The sequence below is a fragment of the Streptomyces sp. NPDC002838 genome, from assembly GCF_040295365.1.
In the GTDB taxonomy this organism is placed as follows: Bacteria; Actinomycetota; Actinomycetes; order Streptomycetales; family Streptomycetaceae; genus Streptomyces.
Window position 1 is genome coordinate 25,280 of the sequence record NZ_JBEOVF010000043.1, and the last position, 23,931, is coordinate 49,210.

Here is a 23,931-nt window from a genome sequence, read left to right on the forward strand (position 1 = left end):
GTCACTCTCCGATCAGTTCGTCGACGACGCGGACGACATGCTCGATGTGGGGCTCCTCCATGATCGACAGGTGGTCGCCCGGTACGTCGATCATGGTCAGCTCGCCGCTGGTCCGCTCCCGCCAGCCGTTGGTGGGATCGCGGTGCATCGACTGGATGGCCGTGTGCATCGTGTCGAGGACCTCCGGCAGCGGCTCCGTCGCGTGGATCAGCACCATGTCCTGGTCCACCACGTCGGGCCGGTACGCGAACGCCGCTCGCCAGTTCGCCTCGTACACCTGGAACAGCCGGTGCACCACCGCGCCGGTGGCGCCCGCCGGGAGGACGCCCTCGGCCACCGCCAGATCGGCGATGAACGCGAACTTCTCCTCCAGCGTGGTCAGTTCGGCGGGAATGACCTCTTCGGGCGAGTCGCCGCCCCGCTGGAGCCACAGCAGCTCCCAGAAGAACCAGCTCAGCAGGGCGTCATCGCTCGTCCGCAGGCGCCGCCCCGGGTTGAGCGCGGTCGTGTCGAGCAGGATCAGCCGCCGCACCTCCTGGCCCGCCGCCCGCAGCTGCCGGGCCATCTCGAAGGCGACGAACCCGCCGAAGGACCAGCCGCCGATGAGGTACGGCCCCTCCGGCTGGACCCGCCGGATCCGCTCCACGTAGCCGGCCGCGATCTCTTCCACGCTGCGCAGCGGCTCGGTGCCCGCGTCCACGCCGGCCGCCTGCAGGGCGTAGAACGGCCGCCCCGACCGCAGGTGCTTGGCGAACCGCACGTAGCACAGGACGTTGCCGCCCATGGGGTGGACGAAGAACAGCGGTCGCTCGTCGCCGCCGGGCCGAATCGGCACCAGCGGATCGAACGCCGCCTGCGCGCCGCCTCCCCGCAGCCGGGCCGCGAGGTCCGCGACCGTCGGCGCCGACACGAACTCCGACAGCGGCACCCCGACGCCGTACCGCTGCTCGATCAGTACGACCAGGCGCATCGCGGTCAGCGACGTGGCGCCCAGGTCGAAGATGTTGTCGTGGACGCCGATCGACGGCAGCCCCAGCAGTTCGCCGAGGATCTCCACGAGTGCCTTCTCGTACGCGTCCCTGGGCGCCGTCGCGTCCCCGGCGACCGCCGTCATGGCGAGGGGCATCTCGCGCAGCGCCTTGTCGTCCCGCTTGCCACTCGGTGTCAGCGGCAGCGCGGGCACCCACTGGTAGTGCGAGGGCACCAGGTAGTCGGGCAGCACCGAGCGGAGTTGCTTGACCACGCGGTCCAGGTCCACCCGCTCCGGGTCGCCCACCAGGAACGCGGCGAGGAACGAGTCGTTGCCGTCGCGCCGCCGGGCGACCACCGCCGCCTCGGTCAGGCCCGGGTCGTCGGCGGTGAACCGGGTGAGCGCGATCTCCACCTCCGCCGGTTCCACGCGGAAGCCGCGCACCTTGACCTGGGAGTCGAAGCGTCCGGTGCACACGATCGAGCCGTCGGGCAGGACGAAGCCCAGGTCGCCGGTGCGGTACAGCCGGTCGTCCGGAGCGCCGCCGGGCAGTCCCTCCGGACGGGGCACGAACCGCTCGTCGGTCAGATCCGGACGGCCCGCGTACCCGTGCGCCAGGCATGTCCCGCCGAGGTGGATCTCGCCCTTCACACCGGGCGGTACGGGCCGCATCCGCTCGTCGAGGACCAGCACCTCCGCCCCGTCGATCGGCGTGCCGATCGGCGGCAGCGGCGGGAAGGCCGCCGGGTCGCCCGTCATCGTGAAGCGGGTGACGACATGGGACTCCGTGGGGCCGTACTGGTTCTCCAGGATGACGCCGGGGAGCGCGGCGCACAGGGCGCGGATCTCCTCGGTGATCCTGAGCTGCTCGCCCGACGACAGCACCGCCTTCAGGGAGCGCGGCACTGTGCCGAGCGCATGGGCCGCCTCGGCCAGTTGCTGGAGCGCCACGTACGGCAGGTAGAGACGCTCCACGCCCTCGCGGTCCATCAGCCGCAGCAGCGCGGGCAGGTCGCGGCGTTCACTCTCGGAGACCAGCAGGAGCGTTCCTCCGCCGCAGAGCGTGGAGAAGACCTCCTGGAAGGAGACGTCGAAGCTCATCGGCGCGTACTGCAGGGTGACGCCGCCGACGACCCCGCTGGGCTCGCTGTTCTGCCAGGCGACGAGGTTCGCCAGCGAGCGGTGCGGTATCTCCACGCCCTTGGGCGCTCCCGTGGAGCCGGAGGTGAACAGCAGGTACGCCACGCTGTCCGGGGCGATCGCGGGCAGTGGCTCCGCGTACCCGGGGTCCCGCTCCAGGGACGGCTCGCCCGGCATCCGGCCGCTCGCACCGACTTCTCCGGTGGGGGCCACGCCGTCCGCGGTCGCGCCCTCGGGGTCGAGGAGCCGCGCGGCCGTGACGGTGGGGGCGTCCTCCGGGAGGACGGTGCCCTGCACCGACCGGGTCACGACCGCGACCGGGCGAGCCTGCCCCAGCATGGCCGCGATGCGCTCCTTCGGGTACGACGTGTCCAGCGGCACCGTGGCGGCGCCCGCCTTCAGCACACCGACCAGCACCGCGATGGTGTCGGGCGACCGCTCCATGGCGATACCCACTCGGTCGCCCGGCGCGGCACCGAGGGCCCGCAGCCGCCGGGCCACGCGGTCGGAGGCGGCGTCGAGGTCGCCATACGTCCAGCGGCTGCCCTGGAAGACGAGGGCGGTCGCACGGGGGGTCCGGGCTGCCTGGGCCTCGAAGGCCCGTACCACATCGGGGACCGGCGACTCCGCTTCCGTGCGGGGGGCGGCGGCCGGTGTGCCGTCAGTGAGGAAGGAGAAGTCCACCGGGTCCTGCGGACATTCGGCGACCCGGCGCAGGGTCTCGATGAAAGCGCGGCTGTAGAGGTCCGCCTGCGAGGGCGTGAAGGTGCGGCTCGTGTAGTCGAGCCGCAGCCAGATCCCCTCGCCGTCCGGTTCGGTGAGGGCGTTCACCAGCAGCGCGAAGTTGGTCTCCTCCCAGGTACGGAAGTCCAGCGAGCGGACCCCGGGCAGCGCGTACACCTCGGCGAGCTGCCGGAAGTGGATGTAGTTGAACGCCGTGTCCAGGACCGTGACGCCGAGGTCCTCCTGGATGGCGCTGAGCGGGTAGCGCCGGTAGGGGTGGCTCTCCTGCTCCTGACGGAACGCCTCGCGCACGACCGAGAGCCAGCTCTCGCGGCCCGTGTCCAGCCGCACCGGCATGGTGTTGAGGAAGAGCCCGGCCATCCGCTCGGCGCCCGCCCGTTCGGGCCGGCCATGAGTGACCAGGCCGGTGACCACGTCCTCCACGCCGGAGAACAGCCGCAGGACGAGCAGGTGCGCCGCGAACAACACCGACTTCACCGGCACGGTGTGGGCGCGCGAGAAGTCCCGTACGGCGGCGACGAGTTCGTCCGGAAGATCCACCCGGCGGGTGATCTGCTCCTCGCCGCCCGGCGTCTCGTGGGGCCGGAAGCCGTCGAGATGGAGCAGCGGGGCGCCCTCCAGGTAGCGGCGCCAGTGAGCGCGGGTCTCCGCCGACTCCAGGGCCCGCCGTTCGGCGAGCACATGGTGGGCGGTGGCCGGGACCCCCTCGGTGCCGGGCACGGGGTCGATGGACTCGCCGAGGGCGTGCGCGTAGTCCTGGAGGAGTTCCCGTACGAGAGTGGCGACGCTGCCGCCGTCCAGGATGGCGTGGTGGAAACTGAAGACGAGCTCGACGCTCTCCGGCAGGACGTGGGCCCGCAGGTGGTAGAGCGGCGGCTGTTCGAACACGTACGGGTGGTGGCGGCGCTCCTCGACGTGGGCGGCGATCGCGGCCTCGGCCCGCTCGGCGGGGAGGTCCCGCAGGTCCACGATGTCGAGGGCGCTCTCCACCTCGCGGTCCACGATCTGCAGCGGCTCCGAGAACCCGCCGAGGTCGAAGGAGGAACGCAGCACCGGGTGGCGGGCCACGAGCCGCTCGAAGGCGGTGGTGAACCTTTCCGCGTCCCAGGCCATGGCGTAGCTGTAGCGGAACACGTCCCGGTAGACGGCCGAGTCCTGCCGCACGCGACTGTGGTACAGCAGGCCGAGCTGGAGCCGGTTGACGGGGTAGGCGTCCTCGCGGCCCTCCAGCCGGGCCCGGTCCACGCCGGAGACCAGCGCGAAGGGCCCGAGCTCCGGCTCGGGGCGCCCCGGGTCCGTCCCGGCCACGGCACTGGTGAGCGGCGCGAGTTCGGCGATGGTGGGGTGACGGACGAGATCGCTGAGGTCGAAGTGGTAGCCGCGCTTCTCGGCCAGCGCCCGGACCTGCAGCATCAGGATCGAGTCGCCGCCGAGGGCGAAGTAGTCGTCGTGGACGCCGACCCGCTCGGCGTCCAGGACCTCCGCCCAGACCGCGGCCAGAGCCTCCTCCACCGCGTCGCGCGGGGCCGTGTAAGGGCGGGGGCCGAGAGGGCCGGCCGCGGAGGGCTCGGGCAGGGCGCGCCGGTCGGCCTTTCCGTTCGGGGTGAGGGGTACGGCACCGATCCGGATGAAATGCGCCGGGATCATGAACTCCGGCAGGTGGCGCGCGAGTTCGGTACGGAGGTGGAGCGGGTCGATGACCTCGTCGGCGACGTAGTACCCGGTGAGGAAGGTGCCGCGCTCGTCGCTGCGGTGGTCCACGACGACCGCGTCGCGGACGCCGGGCAGGGACGCGAGCGCGTTCTGCACCTCGCCCAGCTCCACACGGTTGCCGCGGATCTTCACCTGGCCGTCGATGCGGCCGAGGTACTCGATGGAGCCGTCGGCGAGGAGCCGCGCGAGGTCGCCGGTGCGGTACATGCGGCCGCCCGGCTGGAACGGGTCGTCGGTGAACTTCTCGGCGGTCAGTTCCGGCCGCTCCAGATAGCCGCGCGCGACCTGGACGCCGCCGATGCACAGCTCACCGGGGACGCCGACGGGCTGCGGCCGGCCGTGGGGATCGAGCACGTACAGGGAGGTGTTGGCGACCGGCCGGCCGATGGGCACCCGCCGCACCGGCTGTCCCGGGGTCGTCGGGCAGTCGTGATACGACACGTCGACGGTGGCCTCCGTCGGCCCGTACAGGTTGACCAGCAGGGGTGCCCCGGAGGTACCGCCGAAGATCCGGGCGAACTGCTCGACGCGGGCCGGGGGCAGCGCCTCGCCGCTGCAGAAGACCCGGCGCAGCGTCGCGGCCTCGGCACGCAGATCGGGATCGCCGTCGAGCAGGTCGAGGAACGGGCCCAGCATGGAGGGCACGAAGTGCAGGGTGGTGACGCGGCGTTCGGCCACGGTCCGCAGGATCGTGCGCGGGTCCCGCTCGCCGCCGGGCGCCAGCAGGGCGAGTTCCGCGCCCTCGACGGCCCACCAGAACAGCTCCCACACCGACACGTCGAAGGAGACCGGCGTCTTCTGCAGCAGCACGTCCCCGGCGCTGATGCCGTACCGGTCCTGCATCCAGGCCAGCCGGTTGACCACCGAATGGTGCTCGACCATGACGCCCTTGGGCCGCCCGGTGGAGCCGGAGGTGTAGATGACGTACGCCAGGTCGCGGGAGGTCGCGGCGGGCGGCACGGGCTCGGCGGAGCCCGACGTGGCGAGCCGGTCGGCGCGGAGCACGGGCATGTCGGCGGGGACGTCCGGGTCGGGTGAGCCGGGGGCGGTGAGCACGGCCCTGGCGCGGCTGTCCTGAAGCAGGAAGGCGATCCGTTCGGCCGGGTAGCCGGGGTCCACCGGCACGTACGCGGCACCGGACTTCAGCACACCGAGCAGCGCGGGCAGCGTGTGCGGACCGCGCTCCAGCAGCACCGCCACCCGGTCGCCCGGCGCGACGCCCTCATCGCGCAAAGCGCGGGCGATCCGGTTGGCGCGGGCGTCGAGCTCCGCGTAGCTGAGCGGCGTTCCGTCGGCGGCGGTGACGGCGACCCGGTCCGGGGTGCCGGCGGCCCGCTCCTCGAAGAGCCCGTGGAGGGTCGCGTCGTCGCGGTACGGGACCGTGGGGCCGCGCTGGACGCGCGCCAGGTCCTCCCGCTCCCGGTCGGTCAGCACGGGCTGGGCGGCGGCGGGGCGGCCGCCGTCCTCGACACCGGCGCGCAGGAGCGTGGTCAGATGGCCGGCCATCGCCTCGACGGGGAAGTCCTCGTCGAAGACGTCCCGGGCGTAGTCGAGGTCCACGCGCAGGTCGGCGTCGTCGTCGAAGGCGCGGATCATCACGGACAGCGCGTCCTGCTCGTGCACCGGGGCGGTGATCACCGTGTCCCGCTCGGCGTCGGGCAACGCCTCGGGGCGCGGATAGCGGAGATACGACACCGTGACGTCGAACAGCCGCCGCGAGCCGGATGCGCCGGCGGGCAGGTCGCGCAGGATGTCGCCGAGGGCGAGCCGCTCGTGCTCGCGCAGTGCGCGGGTGCGCTCGCGGACCACGGCGGCCAGGTCGTGCAGGCCGGCGTCGTCGGGCACGGGGACGCGTAAGGGCAGGTTGTTGGCGAACTGGCCGGCGGTCTCCCGCTCGTCGCCGCCGCGCCGGTTGAGGAACGGCACGCCGAGGACGACCTCGTCGGTGCGGTGGACGCGCGCCAGGTAGGCCGCGAACGCGGCGGTGACGTACGCGAAGGGCGAGCTTCCCGCCTGGCGTACGCGGCGGACGATGTCGCCGGGGACGGTGAAGGTGTGGTGGCCGCGCCGCTGTGTGTCCCGGATGGCCCGGCCGGGAGTCCGCTGGAAGAGCGCGGGGGCCACTCCCGTGAGGGCGGCGCGGTGGAAGGCGCGGTCCTCTTCGCGCTCCGCGGAGGTGCGGTAGGTGGCGTCGGTCTCGATGAACGCGCGGTATGAGGGTGCCGGTTCGTGGCGGGAAGCGGCATCCACGCCGTCGGGGCCCGCGGTCAGCCGCCCGTACTCCTCCCACATGCCGCGGCTCAGGTGGTTGAGCGTCCAGGCGTCCACGATCAGGTGGTGGGCGTTGACGTGGACGTGTAGCACGTCGGGGCTCTCGCGGACGAGGGCGGCGGTATAGAGCGGGGCGTCGAACAACGGGAACGGCCGGGTGAAGGAACGCTCCTGCCACTGCCGCCAGGCCGTCGCCGGGTCCGGCTCGTCGGACAGGTCCACGAACTTCACCGCCGTGCCGTCCTCGTCCGGTCCGGCCACCCACTGGTATGGGACGCCGTCCCGCTCCCCGAACCGCAGCCGGAACGCATCGTGTCGGCGCAGGATGCGCGCGAGCGCCTCGGCCAAAGCCTCGGTGTCGGCCTTTCCGTCGATCCGCTCGCCGAGAACCACATTGAATTGGGGGTCGTTCGGCGAGTGGGATTCGGCGGCCCATATATCACGCTGGTAGGAGGTTAACGGGAGGGTGCGGCGAGCGGCCACAATGGTTCCTTTCTTCGATTTCCGGCGAGCTGGCATTCGGCTTCGGGGAAGCGAAAGCTCACACACGGTAGGCATATGCCGTCACCACCAGCCACTACCGGGGCGGGTAGCGCCGACTACTCATGTAAGTAGCGACCGTTTGGAGAAATGCACCGAAGATTAAGGGAGCGTGGGTGCTGCGTTGCGAGATGGCCAATAGCGTGTTGTACAGACGGCGAAAAGACACAGCCTGCTCGGAATGTGTCACCTGCCACGGGCAGTTGTGACGATGGTCACGACAGTCGCCGCTGAATTACCCACGGTTTCCGGCGAATACGAGCGTCTGAAGCGGCCGAGGCACTGTGCCCCGCGGACCCGACAGGTGCCGACACGACCGAACGCTCACTGACGTGGTGGGCGGCCAGGCGATCGCCTTCAACGGCCCGGTCGGTGGCACGATCTCCGCTTTCGGCCATCCCGCAGGGCCCGCGGCTTGCGCTACGGCGTGAGCGCCGCCGATATCGCGGTGTCCAGGCCCAACTTGCGGACCGTCTCGACCAGCAGCACCGAGACGGCCTGGGCAACCACCCCGCGACCGCCACTCTCGACACGGACACGCGGGTAGGACCCGCTACTCTTCTTCACCTGGGAAGTGCCTCGTTCGCTGCCACGTACAGGACCCTCAGCAAGCCCTATCGTTGCAGCTCAAAGGCACTTTCTGCGTTCTCGATCACCTGCCGGACGGCGCCCCTCGAGAAAGCCCGAGGCTAGACCAGAGCGTCGGCCACCGCCTCGGCGAAGGCGCGCACCCGGGCGTTCTCGCGGTCGCCGCGCCAGACGAGGCCGAGTGCGGAGTCGGGGAGGCCGGTCACCGGGACGAATGCCACATCCCGGCGGTGGTGGTACTCGGTGGTGGGATGACACAGCAGCATCACGCCCCGGTTGGCCGCCACCAGCGACAGGCCTTCCTGGAGGGTGCCGACCGCCGGGCCCTGCGGCACCGGGATGCCGGACGGTGTGCGGGTGGGTGCCTGCACCTCGCGCCAGTAGTCCGGCGCCGGGGCGGCCACGCCCACGACCGGTGTCGTGGCCAGGTCCTCGGCGTCCAGGGCGGTACGGGTGGCGAACAAATGCCTGCGGGAGACCGCCAGATACTGCGGCTGGCGGGAGAAGACCGGTCCGAGCACGAGCGTCGGCTCCTCGACCGGCAACAACACCACCGCGGTGTCCACCTCGTCGCGGTGCAGCGGCCCGAAGGGGTCGGAGAGCGGCAGCTCGGTGATCTGTGTGGCACAGCCGGGGTACCGGTCTTCGAACTCACCGACCACATCCATGAATCCGTATCCCGCGATGCCTTGGAACCCGATCCGCAGCGGCCCGCTGACCCCGAGAGCCGCTGCCCGGGCGTTGTCGACGGTGTCGCGCAGTGCGGCGTAGGCGGGGCGGAGGGCGTTGAGGAAGTCCTCGCCGAGTGGGGTGAGCCGCACCCGCCGACTGGTACGGTCCACCAGACGGGCGCCGATGCGCTGCTCCAGGGAGCGGATCAGCTGGCTGACCCGGCCCTGGGACACATACAGCCGTTCGCCGGTCCGTCCGAAGTGCAGTTCCTCAGCGAGGATCAGGAAGCACTCCAGCTCACGGATCTCCACCGTGCTCGTCGGTGCCCGCTCCCCGCCGGTGACCCCCGGTGCCGTGACTGTCATGGTCAGTGCCCCTCTGCCTGGCGCGTTCCGCGTGCGGTGCACGCATCGCCCGCGCCGTCGTTCGATTAGCTCACCTCATGGAAGCATGAGAACTTCGCGCTTGTTCCGCTCCCTGCACCGGAGTTGGCTGAAGCCATGGCAAAAGTTGATGACCTGTCCGTAGATGCGCCCGCGCCGGGGAGAGCCCCGAGGGGCGGTTGGCCCGCGGTGGTGACCGTGGCGGCCAGCACCTTCACCGTGGTCACGTCCGAGATGCTGCCGGTGGGACTGCTCACGCCCATCAGCGGTTCGCTGGGCGTGAGCGAGGGCACGGCCGGGTTGACGCTCACCGTCACCGGCCTGGTCGGTGCGTTCTCCGCGCCGCTGATCACATCGGCGGTGGGCCGGATCGACCGGCGTGTGGTCCTCTGTTCCCTGATGGTGCTCTTGGCGGCGGCCAATGTGCTGTCCGCCTGGTCACCGAACTTCGCGGTCATGATGGCGGCCCGCGTGCTGGTCGGCATTGGAATGGGCGGCGTCTGGTCGCTCGCCGGCGGTCTGGGGGTACGGCTGGTCCCGGCCAAGTCCATCGGGCCGGCGACCTCCATGATCTTCAGCGGTATCGCCATCGCCTCGGTGGTGGGCGTGCCGGCCGGTGCGTACATCGGTGAACTGGCGGGCTGGCGCGAGGCGTTCCTCGCCATCGGCGGGCTGGCGCTGCTCGTGACCGTCGCCATGGCCGTGTTGCTGCCGCCGCTGCCCGCCGAGGAGGCGGTCGCGCTGGGCGGTGTGATGCGGCTGTTCGGCAACACCCGCGTGGCCACCGGGCTCGCGGTGGTGGCCCTGCTGGTGACCGGCCACTTCGCCGCGTACACGTACGTGCGGCCGATCCTGGAGGAGGTCTCCGGCGTCGGGGCGTCGATGATCGGCACCCTGCTGCTGGTCTACGGAATCGCCGGTATCACGGGCAACTTCGCGGTCGGCGCCCGGGTGAGCCGGTCCGTGCGCGGCACCCTGCTGGTGATCAGCGTCGCGCTGGCCGCCTCCGTGCTGCTGGTGCCGTTGCTCGGGCTGTCCGTGGCGGGTGCGGCGATCCTGCTGGTGGTGTGGGGCCTGGCCTACGGCGGTGTGTCGGTGAGCACCCAGACCTGGCTGGCCCTTGCCGCCCCGAAGGCCCGGGAGGGCGTGACCTCCCTGTTCGTGGGTGTGTTCAACGGAGCCATCGCCCTGGGCGCCTTCGCGGGCGGCCGGGCGGTGGACAGCTTCGGCACCCGGTCGGTGCTGTGGCTGGGCGGCGCGCTGGCGCTGAGCGCCCTCGTGGTGACCGCGCTCGGGCGGGTGCCCTCGGCGGACGCCGCCGGATCCGAGTCCGCGGACTGATCGGCCCGGTGGATCGGGCCGATCCGGCCCGGTGGCCGTTGTCCCCCGTCGGCCACCGGGCCAACCCCTCCATGGGCCGTGGCCCCTCTGCCCAGCCCTGACGATGCGTCACCCGTGATTCGGCGGATGCCAAAGCATGGCTAGAAATTGGCCTATTTATGCGCATTTGAAACAAACTCTTGCATCATGAACCCGTTGTCATGAATGAATGGTCACCGTTCAGTCCATTGAGACGCGACCACGGGCCGCCCGGCGGGATCCGCCCAGGAGGGCTTCGCTCGCGTCTTACGCAACGGGAGGAGCAGCGAAGTGGGAACATCCGGCATACCGACCGCCGCCGGGGACCGGCGGCGTCCGACGGCCCTCGTGCGGGAGCTGACGCACCGGCACCGGCCGACCCTCGACCGGGCCCGGGAGGCCATTCGCACCCGGGCGCACTGGTCGCCCTATCCGGAGGACACCGGGGCGTACGGCTCCGACGCGGAGGCCGGTGCCCGGGCCGCCCTCGCGGCCCTGCGCGGGCAGGTCTTCGACCTCGGCCAGCCGGGAAGGGACGGCCTCGTCGGACCCGCTCCCGCCGACGGCGGCGAGCGGTCCCCGTACGGGCCCGAACTGGGCATTTCCTACCCGCACCACGACCCCGGGATCCTGCTCCCCGCCATGCGGCGCACCATGCCGCAGTGGCGGGAGGCGGGGGTGACGGCCCGGGCAGCCGTGTGCGTGGAGATCCTCGCCCGCATCAACGCCCGGTCACACGATTTCGCCCTCGCCGCCGAGCACACCAGCGGCCACAACCCGGTCATGGCGTTCCACGCCGGAGCCGTACACGCCCAGGACCGGGGGCTGGAGGCCGTCGCCTGGGCGGTGGAGGAGCAGACCCGGCTGCCCGGCTCCTTCGTGTGGAGCAAGCCGATGCCGGGCGGCGAGCCCTTCGTCCTGGACAAGACGTTCGCGCTCCGGCCGCGCGGTGTGTCGTTGCTGATCGGCAACAGCGTCTTCCCCGCCTGGAACAGCTATCCCGGCCTCTTCGCCTCGCTGGCGACCGGTAACCCCGTTCTGATCAAGCCGCACCCGAGCGCCGTACTGCCGCTCGCGCTGACGGTGCGGACGGCCCGGGAGGTGCTGCGCGAGACGGGGTTCGACCCGGATCTGGTGTGCCTGGCCGCCGAACGGCCCGACGAGGGTCTGGCCCGCCACCTCGCCGTCCACCCCGACGTACGGATCGTGGATTACGCGGGCACCACCGCCTTCGGCGACTGGCTGCGTCGAAACGCCACTCAGGCACGGGTGTTCACCAGCACCTCGGCCGTCAACAGCCTGCTCATCGAATCCACCGACGACTACCGGGGCATGCTCGCCAACCTGGCCTTCGGGCTCGCCCTCTACAGCGGCCAGCTCTGCACCAGCCCGCAGAACCTGCTGATCCCCCGGGACGGCATCACCACCGACGAGGGGCACAGGTCGTTCGACCAAGTGGTGACGGACCTCGGCGGCGCGCTGCGGGAGCTGCTCGCGGACGACGCCACCGCCGTCTCCGTCCTCGGCGCCCTGCTCTCGCCGGAGGTGCTGGCACGGGTCGACAAGGCCGCATCGGGCGCCCTCGGCAAGGTGGCCGTGAGCCCGTGCGCGGTTGTCCACCCCGACCACCCGGAAGCGGTCGTGCGCACCCCCACCGTCGTGGCGCTGGACGCGGCGCGCCCGGGCGATGTGGCCACCCTGTCCACCGAGTGGCTGGGCCCCGTACACTTCGCGGTCGCCGTCGACTCGGCCGCCGCCGGCATCGGGCTGCTGGCGCGTACCGCCCGGGAGCGGGGAGCCCTCTCGGCCGGCGCCTGGACCACCTCGGCGGAGGTCGAGTGGGCGCTGGAGGACGCCTGTGCCGAGGCCGGCGTGATGTTGTCGTTCAACCTCATGGGCCAGTGGTACATCACCCAGTCCGCCGTCTACTCCGATCTGCACGGTACGGGAATGAACCCAGCGGCCGACGCGGTGTACTGCGACGCCGCCTTCGTCACCGGCCGGTTCCACGCGGTGGGAGTCCGGCGTCACCGCGCCACGAGCTGAGCACGCGACATCGGCGCTTGCCGGGACGGGCATGCGTCACGGACCGAGCCCGGGGTCGGCGCCGGCGTTCCACGAGCCGGGCAGGTACCACCGCTCCGGGAGCCGGGCACAGGTCCGGCCGCCCGGCGCGTCCGCGTCCCACTCTGTTCGCAATGTTCCAACCCTTCAGGGAGTACACCCCACTATGCTCTCGACACTCGCCCCTCCGCTCGACCCCCCGCTGCGCGGCCGCGAGCATGAACTCGCCCGGGTCGGCGCCGTCCTCGAGGCGATCCGCAGAGGCGGTTCGGCCCTGATCCTCGTCGAATCGCCGCCGGGCTACGGCAAAACCCGATTACTGCGCGCTTGCATGGACCTGGCCGAGCGGCTGGGCTATTCCGTGGCCGGACCGGCCGATGCCCACCACCCGGTCCCTCGCATCGCCGGGACCCGGCAGGCCGACGCGCTTTCCGGCCGCCGCGGGGTGCCAACCGCCCCACGCACCCCGGGCGAGCCGGTGCTCGTCGTGCTGGACGAGTTCCAGGACCTGGACCTCGGTGCCGGGCCCGGGGGCGGCCCCTTCACCCGGTGGGGTGTCCCCCAAGACCGGGTCGTCTGGCTGGCGGCGCGCCGCACCGACACCGGCCAGGACCGGCGCGGCGCCCTGCTGTCGGACCCGCGTCGCCACTACGAGCGTCTCGTCCTGGGCCCGCTCTGCCCTGCCTCTGCGCTGGAACTGGCGGCGGACGTGCTGGGCGTCCCCCCGGGCCCGGCGGTGGCCCGTCTGGTGGGGCGGGCCGGCGGGCACCCCCGGATCCTCACCGAACTGCTGGTCGGCATGCGGGAGGAGGGGACCATCCGCACCGACGGCGTCGAGGCCGAACTGACCGGCGACCGGCTGCCGGACCGGGTGCGCGCCCGGGTGCGCGCGACGCTCGCCCAGTACTCCCGGGAGTGCCGCCAGTTCCTGAGCGTGGCGGCCGTCCTGGGGACCGAGGTGGAGTACACGGAGCTGACGGCCATGCTGGGCCGTCCACTCTCGGCGCTGCTGCCGGTCATGGAGGAGGCGTGCGCCACCGGCGTGGTGCGGCACGCCGCCGACCGTCTCGCCTTCCACAGCGGCCTCATGCGCCAGGCGGTCCACGACGCGGTGCCGGACGCGCTCAAGCCGGTGCTGCACCAGGAGGTCGCCCTGCTGCGCGCGGCCGGTGGTGTCCGGCCGGGCCCGCACCACCCGGCGGGAGCCCGGGGACCGGGTGGCGGGGACGCCCCTTGGCCCGGTGCGGTGGCCGAGCGCGGCCCCGGGCCCTGGGGCGCCCACCGCTCGGGCGACGGGTGGCTCCTGCCCGCCATCGGCTGCCCGGCAGGCCAGGGAAGTCGAGCAAGCACGGAGAGTCCCGACGGTGCCTGCGGGGGACCGGCGGCGCACCCGGCGGAGGGGGCCGCCCCGGCCCGGGGGCCCCGGCTCAGCCGGCAGCAGCGGGAGGTGGTCCGGATGGTGTCCGAGGGCCGGACCAACCGGCAGATGGCCAGCCGGCTCGGGCTCTCCCCGCACACCGTCAACTACCACCTGCGGCGGCTCTTCAAGAGCTACGGGGTGAACTCGCGGATCGACCTGCTCAGGGCGGTCGCGGAACACCATGGCCCGCAAGCCGGCGCCCCCGCCGGCGCGGGGGGCGCTGCGGGCGCCCCGACCACCGACGCCCCGCTCGCCCCCACCCTGCTGGCCCCCCTCACCGTCTCCATCCCCTCCACTGCCGCCGCCACCGACCCCGGCCCAGCCACTTCCGTCCCTGCCACCCCGCGTTTCCGCCTCTGACCTCCACCCCCGCCGGTCAGTCCTCTCCGTCCGCCCGCGGCCGTCCCCCGTCCGCCGCCTACCGATCCACCCGTGACTCGCTCGTCCACTTCTGGAGACAGCAGATGAACGCCCTGGCATTTCCGTCCTCCTGGCCCGCCCACGCGCCCGCCCCCGAACAGCGGACCGCCTGGCTGCGGGACGCCTTCGCGACCGAACCCGACGACGGCAAGTCCCCCGCGCTGCAGGGCGACGTCCGCTGTGACGTGTGCGTCGTCGGCGGCGGCTACACCGGCCTGTGGACCGCCCTGGAGATCCTGCGCCGGGCGCCCGGCACCGACATCGTGCTGATCGACGCCGATGTCTGCGGGGGCGGCGCCAGTGGCGCCAACGCCGGTTACCTCATGCCCATGTGGGCCCGGTTCAGCGGCCTGGTCGCCATCAGCGACCATGAGGAGGCACGCCGACTGGGCGAGGCGTCCGAGCGGGCCGTGGACGAGATCCTGGACTTCGTCGACGAACACGGCATCGACGCCGAGTACCGGCGCGGCCCCTGGCTGTGGGCGGCCTCGTCCGAGGCTCAGCGCGGCGCCTGGAACACGACATTGGAGGACCTGGCCCGGGCTGGTGTGGAGCCGCTTCGAGAGCTGAGCCCGGACCAGGCGCGCCGGGCGGTCGGCACCCCGTCCCACTTCGGGGCGGTGGCCGATCCCCACTGCGCCACGCTGCAGCCCGCCAAGCTGGTGCGCGGCATGCGGCGCGTGGCGCTGGACCAGGGCGTACGGATTCACGAGCACACCCCGCTGACCAGGCTGCGCCGGGAGACCGGCGCCACTGTGGTGGTGACTCCCCGCGCCACGGTCCGCGCCGACCGGGTGGTGCTGGCCATCAACGCCTGGGCGGGCCAGTTGGAGGAGCTGGCCGACCGGATGGTCACGGTGGCCAGCGACACGGTCCTGACGGTGCCGGTGCCGGACCGGCTTGCCGAGATCGGCTGGCGGGACGCGACCTCCGTATGCGACGCCCGCAAGCGGCTGAATTACTACCGCACCACCGCGGACGGCCGAATAGTGTTCGGCAAGGGCGGCGTCGGGCTGGCCCCTGGCAACTCGGGCGCGAGCACCATGTGGGGCGGCGCCCTGCGCCCCGGCGAAGTGCGGCGCCAGTTCCTGCGGCTCTTCCCCGACCTACGGGACGTCCCGGTGGACATGATGTGGACGGCACCGGTGGAGTACGCGGTCACCTCGGTCCCGTTCGCCGGCTGGCTGCGCTCCGTGCCGGGCGTCTGCTACGCCACCGGGTACTCGGGCGACGGAGTGGGCCCCTCCCGGCTGATGTCCAAAGTGCTGGCCTCGCTCGTGCTCGGCACCCGCGACGAGTGGTCCGGGTCGGCCTTCGCCCGGACCCCGGGCGGCGCCATACCCGGCGAGCCGGTCCGGTACACCGGCTCCCACGTGGCCCTCGCGGCGCTGCGGGCGGTGGAGAGCCGAGAGGACCGGGGAGCGTTCGTACCGGGGCCGGTCAAGCGGCTGGTGTCGATCGACCCGTCCGCCTTCCGCCGCTGAGGCCGGGCCGCCCCCGCCCGGGAGCCGGTGTGGTCCGCCGCCGAATCCGCGCCGGGCGGGCCGCACGTCCGGGCAGGCGCGGCTACTCGTTCGAGTAGCCGCGACCGGCATAACGCCGCGAAGCCGACGGAACGCCGTCCCGGTGCCCCCGGCACCCGGTTAGCGTGCTCGGATGACGACCTCTCAGTACAGTTCGCCCGCCCCCCTCGTCGTGGGCTCGGGGTCGGCCGTGGTTCTGGCGCACGGCGCCGGCAGCGACGTACGGGACAGCTACGGCCCCGTCCTGGACGAGCTGGCCCGGCGGCACACGGTCATCGGCCCGGACTACCCGGGCTCCGGCGACACCCCGCTGCCGGACGCACCGCTGTCCCTGGACGCGCTGGCCGACCACGTGGTGGCGGCCGGGATCCGGGCGGGCGCGGCGACCTTCGCCGTGTCGGGCTTCTCCATGGGAACGACCGTCGCCGTACGGGCGGCGGTGCGGCACCCCGAGCGGGTGACCGCCCTCGTCCTGTCGTCCGGGTTCGCCCGGCCCAACGCCCGGCTGCGCCTGGTCATCGACGTCTGGCGGGCGCTCGGCCGCACGGACGACAGCCGCACGCTGGCGGCTTACCTGTCCCTCGTGGTCGGGGGCGCCAGCTGGCTGGACGAACGCACCCCGGAGGAGTTGGAGGAGCAGCTCGCCCTCTTCGCGGCCGATCTGCCGCCGGGCACCGACCGGCAGCTGGCGCTGTTCAACACCATCGACGTGACGACCGACCTTTCCGCGATCAAGGTGCCCACCCTGGTCGTCTCGCCGCTGGAGGACGTACTCACCACCCCGGCCCACTCCCGCGAGCTGGCCGACGGCATCCCCGGCGCCGAGCTGGCCACCCTGGACTGCGGCCACGCCATCGCCGCCGAGCAACCGGCCCGGTGGGCCGCGCTGATCATGGACTTCCTGGCCCGTACCGGCACCCCGGCGTCAGATGACGTGCGCTGACCGTGGTGGTCCCGACGGCCGCACCGGCCGATGTCCAGGAACTGACGGATTCGGCCACCCAGCCCAGGCATGACTCATCAGTCCCGGACCGATCCGGGTGAGCCGCCGAGCAGCAGCGGCCACACGCTGGGCATCTCGGTCACCGGTACCTCGATCAAGGAGGGGCCTGATTCGCCGAGGCATTCCTTGAGGGCGCCCGCCAGCCGGGCAGGGGTCTCGGCCCGGACGGCGGGTACCGAGAACGACTCCGCCAGCCGTACGAAGTCGGGACTGGCCAGGTCGCTGCCGATGAACCGGCCCTCGAACTCGTCCGCCTGGATCCGCCGGACGTTGCCGTAGGCGTTGTCGTTGAAGACCACCGCGGTCACCGCGATGCCGTACTTGCGGGCGGTCGCCAGTTCCTGCATGTTCCAGCAGAACCCGCCGTCGCCGTTGACGGAGACGACCGCCCGGTCCGGGTTGCCCACTTTGACGCCCAGCGCCGACGGGTAGCCGTAGCCCAGAGTGCCCTGGTAGCCGGGGGTGAGGAAGGTCCCGGGGTGGTGGACGGGGTAGCCGACGGCGGCCAGATAGCCCACCTGGGTCAGCTCGTTGACCAGGAAGCCGTCGTCCGGGATCGCCTCGCGCAGTGCGCGGACGTACGACCACTGGGGTTCGACGCTCTCGACCTTTCGCGCGCACCAGGCGCGTACGTCGGCCAGCTCGCCCGGCGGCCATCCGGACTCCCACCCCGCCCGGGGTTCCGGTGCGGCGGGCAGTTCGGCCCGGAGGTCCTCCAGCGCCGTCCGGGCGTCGGCGCACAGGGTGAAGTCGGCCCTGCGGGGCGGCCCCAGGTCGGCAAAGTCGGCGTTGACCAGGGCGACGGCCGCTTCTGGGGCGGTCGGGACGGCCGTGCCGCGCGGGGTCAGGAAGCGGCTGCCGACGACCAGTACCGCGTCCGCGGAGGGCAGCAGCCGGGGTGCGGCGAGGCTGGGGAAGGCGAGGGCGTGGTGCGCCGGGACGGCGCCGCCGGCGTTGCGGCTCATGACGACCGGGGCGGACAGTTCCTCGGCCAGGGCGGTGAGAGCGGCACCGGCCCGCGAGGCGAGGACTCCCCCGCCGGCGTAGAGCAAGGGGCGGCGGGCGGTCCGTAACACTGCGGCGATCTCCGGCAGGACGTCCCGCTCCGGCGCCCCGGACACCGGAAGGCGGTCCGGGGCCTGCCCGGCAGGCACGGGGTCCGTCTCCGCCCGCGCGGTCAGCACGTCCGTCGGGATCGTCAGGCCCACCGGTCTCGGGCGGCCGGACCGCGACTGCCGTATCGCCTCGTGCACGAGACCGGGAATCGCGGCCGGTGTCCCGGCCCGCGCCGACCATTTGGTGACCGAGGCCAGGACGCCGTCCTGGTCGGGAAGTTCGTGCAGCATGCCCAGGCCCCGGCCGGCCAGCGGCGAGGGGATGTCGGCCGCCACGCACAGCATCGGCGAGGAGCAGGCGTACCCGGTGGCCACGGCGGGCAGGGCGTTGAGCACCCCGGGGCCGGGGACCACCAGGCAGACGCCGGGCCGCCCGGTGGTGCGTGCGTACGCCTCCGCCATGTGGGCCGCGCCTTGTTCGTGCCGGGCGGCGATGTACTCGATCGGCCCGCCGGCGGCCCGGGCGCGGGCCAGGGCGTCCAGGACCTGGTCGAGCTGGACGCCCGGCACGCCGAAGACATGGCGGACGCCCTCCCGCTCCAGCTGGCGGACCAGCGCCTCGGCCCCGCTCGGCGTCACCTCGCCACCGCCTTCTCACCTTGGAGTGTCGGTTCCTCGGGCGCCGACGATCTGGCGTCCCGGCGGTCCAGCCAGCTCAGTAGCGGCACCGTCATGATCGTGGTGACCAGGGCGACGAGGACCAGCGCGGTGAACAGTTCCTCGCTGACGATGCCGGCCGACAGCCCGATGTTGAGCGCGATCAGCTGCATCAGCCCGCGGGCGTTCATCAGGGCGCCGACCCGGACGGCCACCGGGGCCGGTTCGCCGCGCAGCCGGGCGGCGGCCCAGCAGCCGCCGAACTTGCCTGCCACCGCCAGGACGACCGCGGCCGCCCCGAACGCCATCACCGACGGGTCGGAGAACACGTCGAACCGGGTGTTGAGGCCGGAGTAGGTGAAGAACATCGGGACGAACACGACCTGGGTGACGGACTGGGTCGTCCGCACCAGGCGTTCGGCGGCCTCGCCGCGCGGCATGGCCATCCCGACGCAGAACGCCCCGAACACGGCGTACAGGTCGATGATGTCGGTGAACCAGGCGGCGCAGAACAGCACGGCGACGGTGAACAGCAGGCGGGTGTCGTCGCCGAGGCCGGGCCGGTTCACGATCCACGCCAGCAGGCGGCGTCCGAGCAGGAACAGCACGGCCACGAACAGCATGGAGCCGCCGACCGCCGTGAGGACGGGCTCCACCTCGCCGGAGGCCACGCTCAGCACCCCGGCGAGCATGATCCAGGCGACGGCGTCGTCGGTCGCCCCGGACGCCAGGGCGAGGGAGCCGAACCGGGAGCCGGCCAGCCCCCGTTCGGTGATGATCCTGGCCAGCATCGGGAAGGCGGTGATGGCCAGGGCCACGCCGACGAAGGCCGCCGTCACCCAGACCGAGACGCCGTCGACGAAGATGCCGACGTGGCCGTGGGCCACGAGGGTCAGGCCGACGCCCAGCGCCAGCGGGATCGCGACCCCGGCCGAGGAGACCGCGACGGCGGTGCCGGCCAGCCCGCGTCCGGCGTGCGCCCGGAACTCGTATCCGGCGGCGAACATCAGGGTCACCAGACCGATCTGCCCGGCCACGTACAGCACCGGCTTCAGTTCCGGCGGGAAGACCTCGGCGGAGACGCCAGGGGCGATGAGCCCGAACAGCGAGGGGCCGAGCAGCACGCCGGCGATCATCTCGCCGACCACGGGCGGCTGGCCGAAGCGGCCCGCCGCCAGGACGACCAGACGGCACGTCAGCAGAATCACGACGACGGCCAGGAAGAAGGCGGGAGCGAGCTCCACGGGTGTCATGGTCTCGTCCCCCTCAACGGCCGGCGGCGACGGAGGGGGCGGAACCGCCGGACGAGGCGGCGAAGTAGTTCCGGCACAGTCCCTGGCGCCGGGCGTCCCACACCATGTAGCTGCCGAGGACGAGTTGGACGAGGCTGCGCCCGACTCCCTCCCAGCGGTCGGCCAGCCCCATCACCGCGAGCCGGGTCCGCCGACGGGCCGGGGTCCAGTCCGTCGCACCGGTGCGCGGGACGAGCAGGCAGGGGCCCCGGCTGGGCAGCGACCTGGTGTGCTCCGCCGAGGACTCCAGCCGGAACCGTCGTAGCGTCTCCTCGGCCGCGATCCGCATCGTGAGGACGGCGAAGCCGCGGGCGGGGCAGGGGCGGTTGGCGGTCACCCCGAACGGGATGAAGGCGGACGGCCTGGTGTCCGGATTCAGCCACCGTTCCGGGTCGAACGGGTCTGAGCCGGACCCTTGGTACTCGGGGTAGTTGAACAGCAGGACCGACCCGGCCGGGATGGGCTTCCGGCCGTCCCGGGCTATGTCCCCCGAGGTGATCCGGTGGGCCACGCCGAAGAGCGGGAAGTGCTGCAAGGTCTCGTTGATGACCCCGTCCAGGAAGTCCGGGTCCGCCTCGCCCGACGACAGACGGTCCTGTACCGGCCGGTGCGTGGCGAGGGCCAGCAGCAGATGAGCCATCGCCTCCGACATCTGCACCACGGCTGTGTTGAAGAACGTGCCCTGCAAGTAGTACGCCTGCTCCCGCTGGGAGAGCGAGGACGGCAGCGGCACGGGCGGAGGGTCGTGGGCGAGCCGGTCCCGCAGGTGGGCGGTGAGCCGGGCCCGCCGGTCCATGTGGCGCAGGCTGGTGCACTTCAGGGCGCTGACGACGTCGTTCGCGTTGCCGGTGATCAGGTCCCGCACGGAGCGCGGGCAGGGCGCGCGGAAAACGACCTCGTAGTAGACCTCGGCCCACACGGGCATCATCAGGTCACGCAGTCTCACCCGGTGCACCCGCGTGTCGGCGGGGAGTTCGTCGAGCACCCGCCGGGTGCAGCGGCCGACCAGCTCCGTCCACTGTTCCCGGGAGAGGCCGGCCAGGATCTGCCGCGTGGTCCTGGCCACGTCGTCGTAGCGCGGTCCGGGCTCCAGGTGTTCCTGGTGCACCTCCGGGCCGGGCGACAGCCAGTACCAGAACAGGTCGGACAGCGCGGCGCCCCGGCTGCGGCCGTTGGCCGCCGGATGCCCGTACACCTTCTTGAACTCCTCGGCGGGAACCTCCCGGCCCGGCGCCCGGATGCCCTCCTCGCCGCCCACCCAGGCGAAGATGCGTACCCGCAGCGCGATCACCGCTCGGGGCAGCCAGTACGGCAGACCGACCACCAGGGCCACGATCGCGCCGGTGATCAGCCATCCGGTGGGGCTCATGCGACCACCCCACCGAATCGGTTGTCCGCTCCCGGGACCACGGCCGGGCCCGCTGCGGGCCCCCAGGCGGGCACCCGGACCAGATCGGGCGTCAGGTCGGCGAGCCCGGACGCCCCGCACAGGGCCATGGTGTCGTCGAGCTCCTCCCGCAGCAGTTCCAGCAGCCGTCGTACGCCCTTCTCACCGCCCTCGGCCAGGGCCCACATCACGGGCCGGCCGATGCCCACGGCGGACGCGCCGAGCGCCAGCGCCTTGACCGCGTCGGTGCCGCGCCGGATGCCGCCGTCCAGCACGACCGGGATGCGGCCCGCGACGGCGGCGAGGATCTCGGGCAGCAGTTCCAGCGTGGCGGGGACGGTGTCGAGTTGGCGGCCGCCGTGGTTGGACAGCAGCAGCCCGTCGACACCGTGCCGGACCGCGAGCCGGGCGTCCTCGGGGTGCAGCACGCCCTTGAGCAGGATCGGCAGGTTCGTGACGCCACGCAGCCAGGTGATGTGCTCCCAGTTCAGCTCCGGTGACATGGCGATCTGCCGTACGTGCCCGCGCTCGCCGTCGCGCAGGTCCACCAGGTTCTCGCAGCGCAGTCCGGGCGGCAGGTCGTGGAAGCCGTTGCGCCGGTTGCGTTCGCCGGCACCCAGCACCGGGGAGTCGACGGTGACCACCAGGGCCGCGCATCCGGCGTCGGTGGCCCGCCGTACCAGCGCCTCGGTGAGCTCCAGGTCGGGCTGGATGTAGAGCTGGAACCACAGCGGTACGTCGTCGTCGGTCGCGCGGACCGCGGCGGCTATCTCGCCCACCGCCACCGTGGACGCCATGCTCACGATCATGATCGCGCCGGCGGCGGCCGCGGCCCGCGCGGTCGCCAGCTCCCCTTCCGGATCGACCAGTTTGTGGAAGGCGGTCGGGGAGAGCAGGACCGGCAGTCGCGCGCGGCTGCCGAGCAGGTCGAGGTCCAGCTCACGTGCGGTGCTCCCCCGCAGTACCCGGGGCAGCAGCTGCAGCCGCCCGAACACCGCCTCGTTGGCCCGTACGGTGATCTCGTCCCGTGCACCGCCGGCGATGAAGTCGGCGTACACGGGGTCGAGTTTGGCGCGCGCCGCGGTCTCGAAGTCGTGGACGGTGTACTGCACGCCGCTCACCGCCCGGCGGGGCTCGGCCGGCGGTCCAGCTCGCGGGCGAAGAACTCGGCCAGCGGGGCCTGGTGGACCTCCGGGTGGTCCCACTCGTTCTCGAGGTTCTCGGCCATGTGATGCGTGCCCAGCAGCTCGCCGCCGCGGAAGTGGCGGATCACCGGGTGCAGATAGGCCGCGTCGAAGGCGTCGTCGACCGAATTCTGGGCGGTGCGGCGCACCGTGATGTCGAAGGGGTCGACCTTGTCGTGGTCGGGCCCGTACTCCAGGGTGACGGTGAAATAGTCGCCGTTCTCGGTGAGTTCGCTCTCGTGGGCGTACGCGACCGGGACTTCCTCGTGGTAGCGGGCCGGTTCGCCCGGTGCCGTGACGATCAGGTCCCCGATCACGGCGAACTGCTGCCACAGCGCCGAGCTGCGGTTGACCCGGGCCACCACGGCGTCCGCCAGCGCGGACGGGGACGTTTCCAGTGGCTGCCGCGGCCAGGGCCGGTCGTGGTGGCGCTCGTCGAGGATGCGGCTCAAAGCGCGTACGGCGTAGCGGAATCCGTGGATGAAGCCGCCGGTGGACTTCTTGAAGTCCCGCTGCTGCATCAGGGTGCCCGCGAAGTACAGGCCGGGCACGTTCACCGACTCGTATGCCGGGGAGAGGGCGGCGAAGCGGTCGTTGATGACCAGCTCGGGCCGGCACTCCGGGTCGAACACCGAGGCGTCGAAGCGGAAGCCGGTGCACACGACGACCCGGTCGTAGCGCAGTTCCTTCACGACCTCGTCGGCGCGGGAGAAGCTGAACCGAACGCGGTAGCCCCCGGCGGCGTCCTTGTCGGCCTTCTCGATCGACAGCACGTCGCCGTCCAGCAGGGCGTTCTGCGACTTGAGCTGGTAGGTGTCGAGGAAGTTGTTGTTGACCGCGCGCAGATGACCGACGAAGTGGGTGTTCCAGGCCATCCGTATGGAGTGCGGGCCGGCGACGTGGATCACCGCGGCGGTCTCGACGAGGTTGTCCGCGGTCTCCAGTGCCGAGTTGCCCTTGCCGAGGATCAGGACGCGCTGGTCGATGAACTCCTGGGGATCCACGGATACGACGGAGTAGTCCTCGGCGGTCTCGATGCCGGGGATGTCCGGGGTGTTGGGCCGGGTCACCCCGGTGGCCATGATCACCCGGCGGCTGCGATGCTCCTGCCCGTGCTGGTCGGTGACGACGAATCCGCCGTCGGCATCGCGACGGATCCGCTCCGCCCGGGTGTCGTAGGCGATGTCCAACTTGAACGCCTCGGCGAAGTCGGCGAGATAACGCACCAGGTCGTCGGCGTGTGGGAAGTAGCGCTTGCTGTAACGGGAGAACAGCAGCCGGTCGTCCGGGGACAGCAGGGAGTTCCAGTCCATCCGCAGGTTCAACTCGGGATCGTCGGTGCCGTTGTACACCTTGTTGATGGAGATCAGCTTGCGGTGGCGGGGAAAGGTGCGGAAGAAGGTCCCTGGCGCCTGGCCGCTCTCCAGGATCCGGTATCCGTGCCCGGCCTCCTGGAGTAACTGCCCGAGCTGGAGCCCGGCGGGTCCGGCGCCGATCACGAGGTAATCGAGGGGCTCGCTGTGCGTGGAGTTCACGGATCTCTCCT

12 protein-coding genes and 1 pseudogene are annotated in these 23,931 nt (G+C 72.2%); 5 read left to right on the forward strand and 8 right to left on the reverse strand.

From position 1 onward, the window contains the following. Position 1: 1 nt before the first annotated feature. The 3 genes and pseudogenes from ABT063_RS38450 to ABT063_RS38460 form a co-directional block, all read right to left on the reverse strand. On the reverse strand, positions 2–7,321 hold the full coding sequence (locus ABT063_RS38450; protein WP_351065184.1) for a non-ribosomal peptide synthetase: 7,320 nt from the start codon (positions 7,319–7,321) through the stop codon (positions 2–4). A gap of 480 nt (positions 7,322–7,801) precedes the next feature. Then, positions 7,802–7,945 (reverse strand): annotated as a pseudogene (locus tag ABT063_RS38455) (IS1380 family transposase); the annotation flags it as partial. A gap of 122 nt (positions 7,946–8,067) precedes the next feature. Next, complete coding sequence (locus tag ABT063_RS38460) at positions 8,068–9,003, reverse strand: LysR family transcriptional regulator (protein WP_351065186.1); 936 nt, start codon at positions 9,001–9,003, stop codon at positions 8,068–8,070. A 207-nt stretch (positions 9,004–9,210) separates the two neighbouring features. Between ABT063_RS38460 and ABT063_RS38465 the strand changes: the two genes are divergently transcribed. The 5 genes from ABT063_RS38465 (at position 9,211) to ABT063_RS38485 (ending at position 16,750) form a co-directional block, all read left to right on the forward strand. Further along, complete coding sequence (locus ABT063_RS38465; protein ID WP_351065280.1) at positions 9,211–10,362, forward strand: MFS transporter; 1,152 nt, start codon at positions 9,211–9,213, stop codon at positions 10,360–10,362. A gap of 366 nt (positions 10,363–10,728) precedes the next feature. Beyond that, positions 10,729–12,426 carry a phenylacetic acid degradation protein PaaN gene (gene paaN / locus ABT063_RS38470; protein ID WP_502990968.1) on the forward strand — a complete coding sequence of 566 codons (1,698 nt, stop codon included), beginning with the start codon at positions 10,729–10,731 and terminating at the stop codon, positions 12,424–12,426. A 184-nt stretch (positions 12,427–12,610) separates the two neighbouring features. Further along, positions 12,611–14,224, forward strand: coding sequence for a helix-turn-helix transcriptional regulator (locus ABT063_RS38475; protein WP_351065190.1), 1,614 nt, complete (start codon positions 12,611–12,613; stop codon positions 14,222–14,224). A 104-nt stretch (positions 14,225–14,328) separates the two neighbouring features. Then, entirely contained in the window at positions 14,329–15,768 is a 1,440-nt protein-coding gene (locus ABT063_RS38480) for an NAD(P)/FAD-dependent oxidoreductase (RefSeq protein WP_351065192.1), read from the forward strand. Positions 15,769–15,940: 172 nt separating this feature from the next. Next, positions 15,941–16,750: an alpha/beta fold hydrolase gene (locus ABT063_RS38485; RefSeq protein WP_351065194.1), complete on the forward strand. Its 810-nt coding sequence runs from the start codon at positions 15,941–15,943 to the stop codon at positions 16,748–16,750. 77 nt (positions 16,751–16,827) lie between these two features. Here ABT063_RS38485 and ABT063_RS38490 read toward each other — a convergent pair whose 3' ends face one another. The 5 genes from ABT063_RS38490 to ABT063_RS38510 are packed head-to-tail and all read right to left on the reverse strand — an operon-like array spanning position 16,828 to position 23,920. Then, positions 16,828–18,504, reverse strand: a complete 1,677-nt coding sequence (locus ABT063_RS38490; RefSeq protein WP_351065196.1) for a thiamine pyrophosphate-dependent enzyme — start codon at positions 18,502–18,504, stop codon at positions 16,828–16,830. Further along, positions 18,501–19,775, reverse strand: a complete 1,275-nt coding sequence (locus ABT063_RS38495) for a cation:proton antiporter (protein WP_351065198.1) — start codon at positions 19,773–19,775, stop codon at positions 18,501–18,503. The genes ABT063_RS38490 and ABT063_RS38495 overlap by 4 nt, the downstream gene beginning before the upstream one ends. Before the next feature lie 13 nt (positions 19,776–19,788). Continuing rightward, positions 19,789–21,183, reverse strand: coding sequence for a cytochrome P450 (locus tag ABT063_RS38500; protein WP_351065199.1), 1,395 nt, complete (start codon positions 21,181–21,183; stop codon positions 19,789–19,791). Continuing rightward, on the reverse strand, positions 21,180–22,313 hold the full coding sequence (locus tag ABT063_RS38505; protein ID WP_351065201.1) for an alpha-hydroxy acid oxidase: 1,134 nt from the start codon (positions 22,311–22,313) through the stop codon (positions 21,180–21,182). The genes ABT063_RS38500 and ABT063_RS38505 overlap by 4 nt, the downstream gene beginning before the upstream one ends. A gap of 5 nt (positions 22,314–22,318) precedes the next feature. Then, the gene (locus ABT063_RS38510; RefSeq protein ID WP_351065203.1) at positions 22,319–23,920 is read right to left on the reverse strand and encodes an NAD(P)-binding domain-containing protein; all 1,602 of its coding nucleotides are present in this window, start codon (positions 23,918–23,920) and stop codon (positions 22,319–22,321) included. Positions 23,921–23,931: the final 11 nt, after the last annotated feature.

What these genes read in the sequence shown, in the direction of transcription:
- ABT063_RS38460 (WP_351065186.1), bottom strand. Translation starts at nt 9,003, where the DNA reads ATGACAGTCACGGCACCGGGGGTCACCGGCGGGGAGCGGGCACCGACG.
- ABT063_RS38475 (WP_351065190.1), top strand. Translation starts at nt 12,611, where the DNA reads ATGCTCTCGACACTCGCCCCTCCGCTCGACCCCCCGCTGCGCGGCCGC.
- ABT063_RS38480 (WP_351065192.1), top strand. Translation starts at nt 14,329, where the DNA reads ATGAACGCCCTGGCATTTCCGTCCTCCTGGCCCGCCCACGCGCCCGCC.
- ABT063_RS38485 (WP_351065194.1), top strand. Translation starts at nt 15,941, where the DNA reads ATGACGACCTCTCAGTACAGTTCGCCCGCCCCCCTCGTCGTGGGCTCG.
- ABT063_RS38495 (WP_351065198.1), bottom strand. Translation starts at nt 19,775, where the DNA reads ATGACACCCGTGGAGCTCGCTCCCGCCTTCTTCCTGGCCGTCGTCGTG.
- ABT063_RS38500 (WP_351065199.1), bottom strand. Translation starts at nt 21,183, where the DNA reads ATGAGCCCCACCGGATGGCTGATCACCGGCGCGATCGTGGCCCTGGTG.